The organism is Paenibacillus agaridevorans (genome assembly GCF_003112455.1).
In the GTDB taxonomy this organism is placed as follows: Bacteria; Bacillota; Bacilli; order Paenibacillales; family Paenibacillaceae; genus Pristimantibacillus; species Pristimantibacillus agaridevorans.
Genome location: NZ_BDQX01000051.1, coordinates 92,850 through 98,157 on the forward strand (window position 1 = coordinate 92,850; position 5,308 = coordinate 98,157).

The 5,308-nt window shown below is 49.6% G+C and carries 4 protein-coding genes and 1 pseudogene; all 5 read right to left on the reverse strand.

From position 1 onward, the window contains the following. A pseudogene (locus tag PAT3040_RS36790) lies at positions 1-308 on the reverse strand (sensor histidine kinase); the annotation flags it as partial. Continuing rightward, on the reverse strand, positions 305-1,024 hold the full coding sequence (locus PAT3040_RS05535; RefSeq protein ID WP_108991854.1) for a response regulator transcription factor: 720 nt from the start codon (positions 1,022-1,024) through the stop codon (positions 305-307). The pseudogene PAT3040_RS36790 and the gene PAT3040_RS05535, both read right to left, overlap by 4 nt. A 150-nt stretch (positions 1,025-1,174) precedes the next feature. Then, positions 1,175-2,374 carry an N-acetylglucosamine-6-phosphate deacetylase gene (gene nagA, locus PAT3040_RS05540; protein WP_108991855.1) on the reverse strand — a complete coding sequence of 400 codons (1,200 nt, stop codon included), beginning with the start codon at positions 2,372-2,374 and terminating at the stop codon, positions 1,175-1,177. Positions 2,375-2,600: 226 nt separating this feature from the next. Next, positions 2,601-3,692 carry an SGNH/GDSL hydrolase family protein gene (locus PAT3040_RS05545; protein ID WP_146200368.1) on the reverse strand — a complete coding sequence of 364 codons (1,092 nt, stop codon included), beginning with the start codon at positions 3,690-3,692 and terminating at the stop codon, positions 2,601-2,603. Between the two features lie 153 nt (positions 3,693-3,845). Beyond that, on the reverse strand, positions 3,846-5,308 hold a 1,463-nt coding region (locus tag PAT3040_RS05550; RefSeq protein WP_181376454.1), incomplete at its 5' end, for an S-layer homology domain-containing protein.

The window sequence follows — 5,308 nt, forward strand, 5'->3', positions numbered from 1 at the left end:
GCCCCTTCGCGGCTTAACTCCGTTTCTCCCGCCGAGGTTACAAGATATTCGCCGCCTCGTCCGTCTCCGTTTACCAAACGAAGCATCCCTTCCAGCGGGACGTACGCGCGCATCAGCTCCCGGATGGCCGCAGGCTCTGCCGCATTACGCAAGGCGGCGGCTGCGATTTCGGTCTCCGCAGCCAGCTTGCCGATCTCCCGGTCGACCATCATGCCGGAGAAGACGAAATAGACGGTCGTATTGGCCGCGATCAACAGAACCGCAAACAAGACGGAGGAGTAGAGATGGATTTTGCTCCCCAGCTTCATGTCGCATCCCGGATGACGTATCCGATTCCTCTGATCGTATGGATCAACTCCGCCCCGAACCCTTCGTCTACTTTCTTGCGGACGTAACGAATGTACACATCCACCACGTTCGTATTGCCGGCGTAGTCATACCCCCAAACCTCCTCCAGCAGCTGGTCGCGGCTTAACACAAGCCGTTTGTTCCTGAGCAGACAAGCCAGAAGGTCGAATTCCCGCTGCGTCAGCGCAATCGGCACGCCTGCCCGCTCTACCTCGCGCGTGCTTTCGTTCAGCCTCAAATCGGAAGCGCTCAGCCATTGGCCAGGCTCTTCATCCCGAGCGTGCAGCGCCGTATCTTGGACCGCAGGCGGTGCCGCCTGCCTAAGAAACGCCCTAATGCGCGCCAGCAGCTCCTCCATCTCGAATGGCTTCGTCACATAATCATTAGCGCCAAGATCCAGCCCTGCGACCTTTTCCTTAACCGCGCTTTTGGCCGTCAGCATCAAGACCGGCGTCGCGGAATCCACTTCCCGAATACGCCGCAGCAGCTCCAGCCCGTCGATGCCGGGCAGCATGACATCCAGCAGAATGAGGGCAACACCGCCAGCTTTGTAGGCTGCCCAACCTTCCACTCCATCCGGCGCCAGTCTCACCTCATAACCTTCGCTCTCCAGCTCTATTTGCAGCAAACGCGCTATTTTCCGTTCGTCCTCAACTACCAGTATCGTTTCGCTCACCGCTATTCCTCCCGCTTAACAGCTTAACTCCCCTCAGCATATCGCAAAAAGCCCTGCCTCGTCTAATCGGCATTCTCAAAAGCTGAGCGCGGCGTAAAGTTAGGAATAAACGGAAACCCCTGTTTCAAGGAATACGAGGATGGTTCAAATCTATATTGCTTCATTTATAGATCTACCGTGAACCCATACCACTTGAAGCTCTAAATCAGGCGAAAGAAGGAGAACGTTAGCTTTTTTTCCATAGGCAAGGCTCCCCAACTCGGATTCAAGCCCAAGTAATTTGGCCGGATTCCCGCTTGCGAATCGACTTACCTGTGCGATAGTCAGTCCGACTTCTTGCACCATATATCGAAATGCTTCGATCATTGTCAATGTTGAACCTGAAAGATTGCCCCCCTCCTTTAATCTGGAAATTCCATTCTGCACGTTTACGTCAAGTCCAGCGATATGATAGCTCCCATCACTTAACCCGGCTGCAGAGATTGCGTCTGTAATAAGAATGACCTGATCACTTCGTTTCAGCTTCGTTAGTAGCCGAATACAGACTGGGTGAACATGATGCCCGTCAGCAATGATTTCTGCACTAATCCCGTTATGGCTTAGAACTGCACCTACAGTTCCAGGATTGCGATGGTGAAACCCCCTCATCGCATTAAACGTATGGACCGCATGGGTCAGGCCGTAATCCGCTGCTTCATTGATACATTCATAGGTTGCATCCGTATGACCACATGCAGATACAATTTTCTGATCTTTTAACCAAGTGATCAGAGCAGTGGCTCCTTCTATCTCTGGCGCAAGTGTAAGTATTCGAATCAGTCCCGGGTAATCACTAACCCATTTTTCTAACCATTCCATCTTTGGCGCAACGATATGTTTAGGATCCTGTGCCCCTGACCACCTTAAGCTAATAAATGGCCCTTCAAGATGAACCCCAAGCAGCCTGGCATACGGCATCTCCCCGTTCTGATAAGCAGCTACAGCACGAATGACCTTTCCAATAGCGTCGTGTGAAGCGGTTACTGTCGTAGCTAGCATCGTAGTTGTTCCCCGTTGTCCATGAAATTGCGTTATCGCATCATAAGCTTCCCACGTAGCATCCATGAAATCATGACCATAGCCGCCATGTACATGTACATCGATAAACCCCGGCAGCACCCAGCCTCCATGTGCATCAATTTCTTCAACATATGTCCCTTTCGAAGCAATAATCTCTGCCGCTCCTTCTCTAGACCCGATATAAACAATACGCTCATCTTGCCAAGCAATGGTTCCTGCTTTAATTGTGTTATTATCCATTACGATTGTACCGTTATTTACGACCGTCATAACCGCTGGATTCGTGCTCATAGCGCATCCACTCCCTGTTAGCATCGATCATTCAAATCTAAAATCGTAATAAAGCCGATAAGTCGCCCTGCAGAAAAAGCCCTGACTGCAGACGTCAGGGGAATGAGGAGGGCCAATTATTTATTCGTGTGAAATCCAGGCTGCTAAAAGGATACAGAGGATGAAGGTTTATGATTGTATCAAATTTTTTCCGAAATAACCATAAACTTGGGTTCAAGTGCTCGAGCTACGCGATAATGCCAATAAAGGCTAGCCGAAATCGCGTTCCTTGACAACCTGGGCCGTTGCCATGAATGACTTCGATCTCTACCTCGTGCATCCCGGTCGTCAAATCCTCAGCCACAATCTCCACATGGTATATCCCCTCAGCAGGGGACCAATCCGCGCGATCCAACTGAATCACAGTTGCCTCTCCGCCATCCATGCGACAGCGGAAATCTGCCGAAAGTTTGCCGAAATCAAAACCAAGCGCCAATCCCTTCCCTTGAAACGAGAATCGAAGTTTCGAGCCGATTGCTGTTGTCACTAACAGTTGATCTATCCAAACCAAATTTGCACTTCGTTGTATCGTCCACGGTCCCTCTGTCCTCACCTCTCTGAACGGAACGAAAGAGATATTTCCCCAATGTTCTGAATTTATCGGCTCCGGCAACAAAGGAATTCGAGGGGTTCGGCCTAAATCCGTGTTCAGTTCTTTCACCAGGTATGCGATTACACTTTGGGCATAACTCAAGCTGCCTCGATGAGTCGGGTGCAATCCGTCAGGCAGCCATTCTTCCCAAGCCATTCGTCCTTTACGCACTTCCTCGAACGCGTACAGTCCCATCCATATCGATCCAATATGATAATGCTCACCGATCTGTTCCAATTCTGCAATTGAATCTGGTACATTTCCCGCTTCCATATCAGCGTACATAGCCTGCAGATAGCTATAAGTCAACACGAGATCAGAATCGCTGCCCTCAATCAAACGACGGATCAACCCTTCACGCGTACGTTTTCGCCTCTCGTGCGGTGCATAATAGTCGTTCACCGCATATTCGACAAAGATGATATCACAGTCTTTAGAGAGAATATCCCGCTCGGCCCGGAACACCGCAAGGTTGCTGCCAGTTGCTCCAATTGCGGCATTCTCAATCGTAAATCTTACTTGCGGATATGTTTCTACGAGCCAGCTGACCACTTTGTCTGGCCAGTTATGACCGGGCTTCGCTTCGGTAATCGAACCCCCTAGAAAGCCTAGCGTCACCTCTCCTCGTTCAAGAGCAGCCCGCAATCGAATTAACGGGCTCCTGTGCCTCCATATTCTCTTATCCATATCCTCACTCCAAATAATGATAATTTAACCTTAAAATAGCTTGATGTATTTGAACGAATTGAAGAAGTATGGGCGGAGTTGATCGAATTCCAACCGTAACTCCGCCGATAACAGTCTTTCCGTAAATGACCAGAACTGTTCCTTCTTTAAAATTCACTCAATCAAGTCAGACTTTTGAAGTAATCGCTTAACAATGACGGCAACCTCTGCCCGGGTAATGTTCGCTTTCGGAGCCAACTCCGAGCCGTTTCTCCCCGTAATAATTCCTGCCTGCAGACTATCGGCAATACCTTCCTTCGCCCAAGCGGAGACCATACCCGAATCGGTAAAGGAATTGATCGGTCGTCCCGCTTCTACCTCTTCAAGCTTCGCTTTCAGCCCAGTAATTGTCATCGCTTTGGCGATGATCGCCATTGCCTGTTCACGGGTAATCTTGTCCAATGGACGGAAGCTGCCATCTTCGAATCCGTTGATCAGGTTATAGGCGTAAGCGGTATTAATAACAGAGCTGTACCAATCCGTTTCCCTTACATCCGAGAATGGAGCCGAGCCGCTTATTGGCTTCAGTCCCAGCCCCCGAACGATAATAGCTGCGAACTCCGCACGCGTAATATCCTGATCGGGATTAAACTTGAGGTCGCCAATGCCGCTAATGACCATTCGGGAACCCATATCGTTTACGGCTTCCTTGGCCCAGTGATTTGCGACATCCGTAAATGCAACAGGGTTTGAGATCACCGCGTAAATGCTGTTCGTCAAACTGTTCACTTGCGCATAATATTTGCCCTCTGCATAAACGATCTTCGTCGGCACGTGACGGATGGAGCCGTCTGGATCAACCACTACCCCGGTAGTGATTTGATTAGGATCTATGCCTACCGGAATCGCGATCATTCTTTCGATGTACGTATTAAACTCCGACAATTCGATTATTGTATCCCCGTAGATGCCTCTCACTGTAAAGTTGATCGGCGGGGTCACAATAGTAAACGTATTGTCAGCAGCCGCATTCTCGAAAATCCGGATCATTTCTGCAGTCGGCATGCCGATTTCAATCTGAATTCTAATGTCCTGTAGAGCTGCCTGAATGTCTAGCTGTTTCGATATGGCATCCATATTGATTTGCAGAGCTGGCAGCTTATAGATACCATTCTCCGTTTGAATTTCAACAATAGCTCCCTTATGCTCCATGCTCTTAACCATCTGCCCATTAAACTCAACAATAGCGACGTCGGAATTCATCGTCATTGGAATCAAAATGACCGGATGCTCGCCTTCCGCCGAAAGCTTCTCTTCCAGTTTGCTTTGATCGACCGTTACAGTTGTGACCATTTGGCCATTCACCTTGGCAGTTTTTGCTTTTCCAGCAATTTCCGCCTTGCCATTAATCAGGATTTTTATGCCATAGTTCTCTACAGGTGTAACAGGCGGCGTGATGATCGTACCGCTATTATTTTGCGTGTAATATGCCGTATACGTGATATTGCCCGTCACCGCCCGGGCAGCTAAAGCTTCCGCCGATAGCTTGGTTATGCCTCCATCGCTGCTCCATCCAGTGAACGTGTAGCCGCTATCGGCTGGCACAGTCGGCACTGCAGATGGATAGCCCCCAGCCG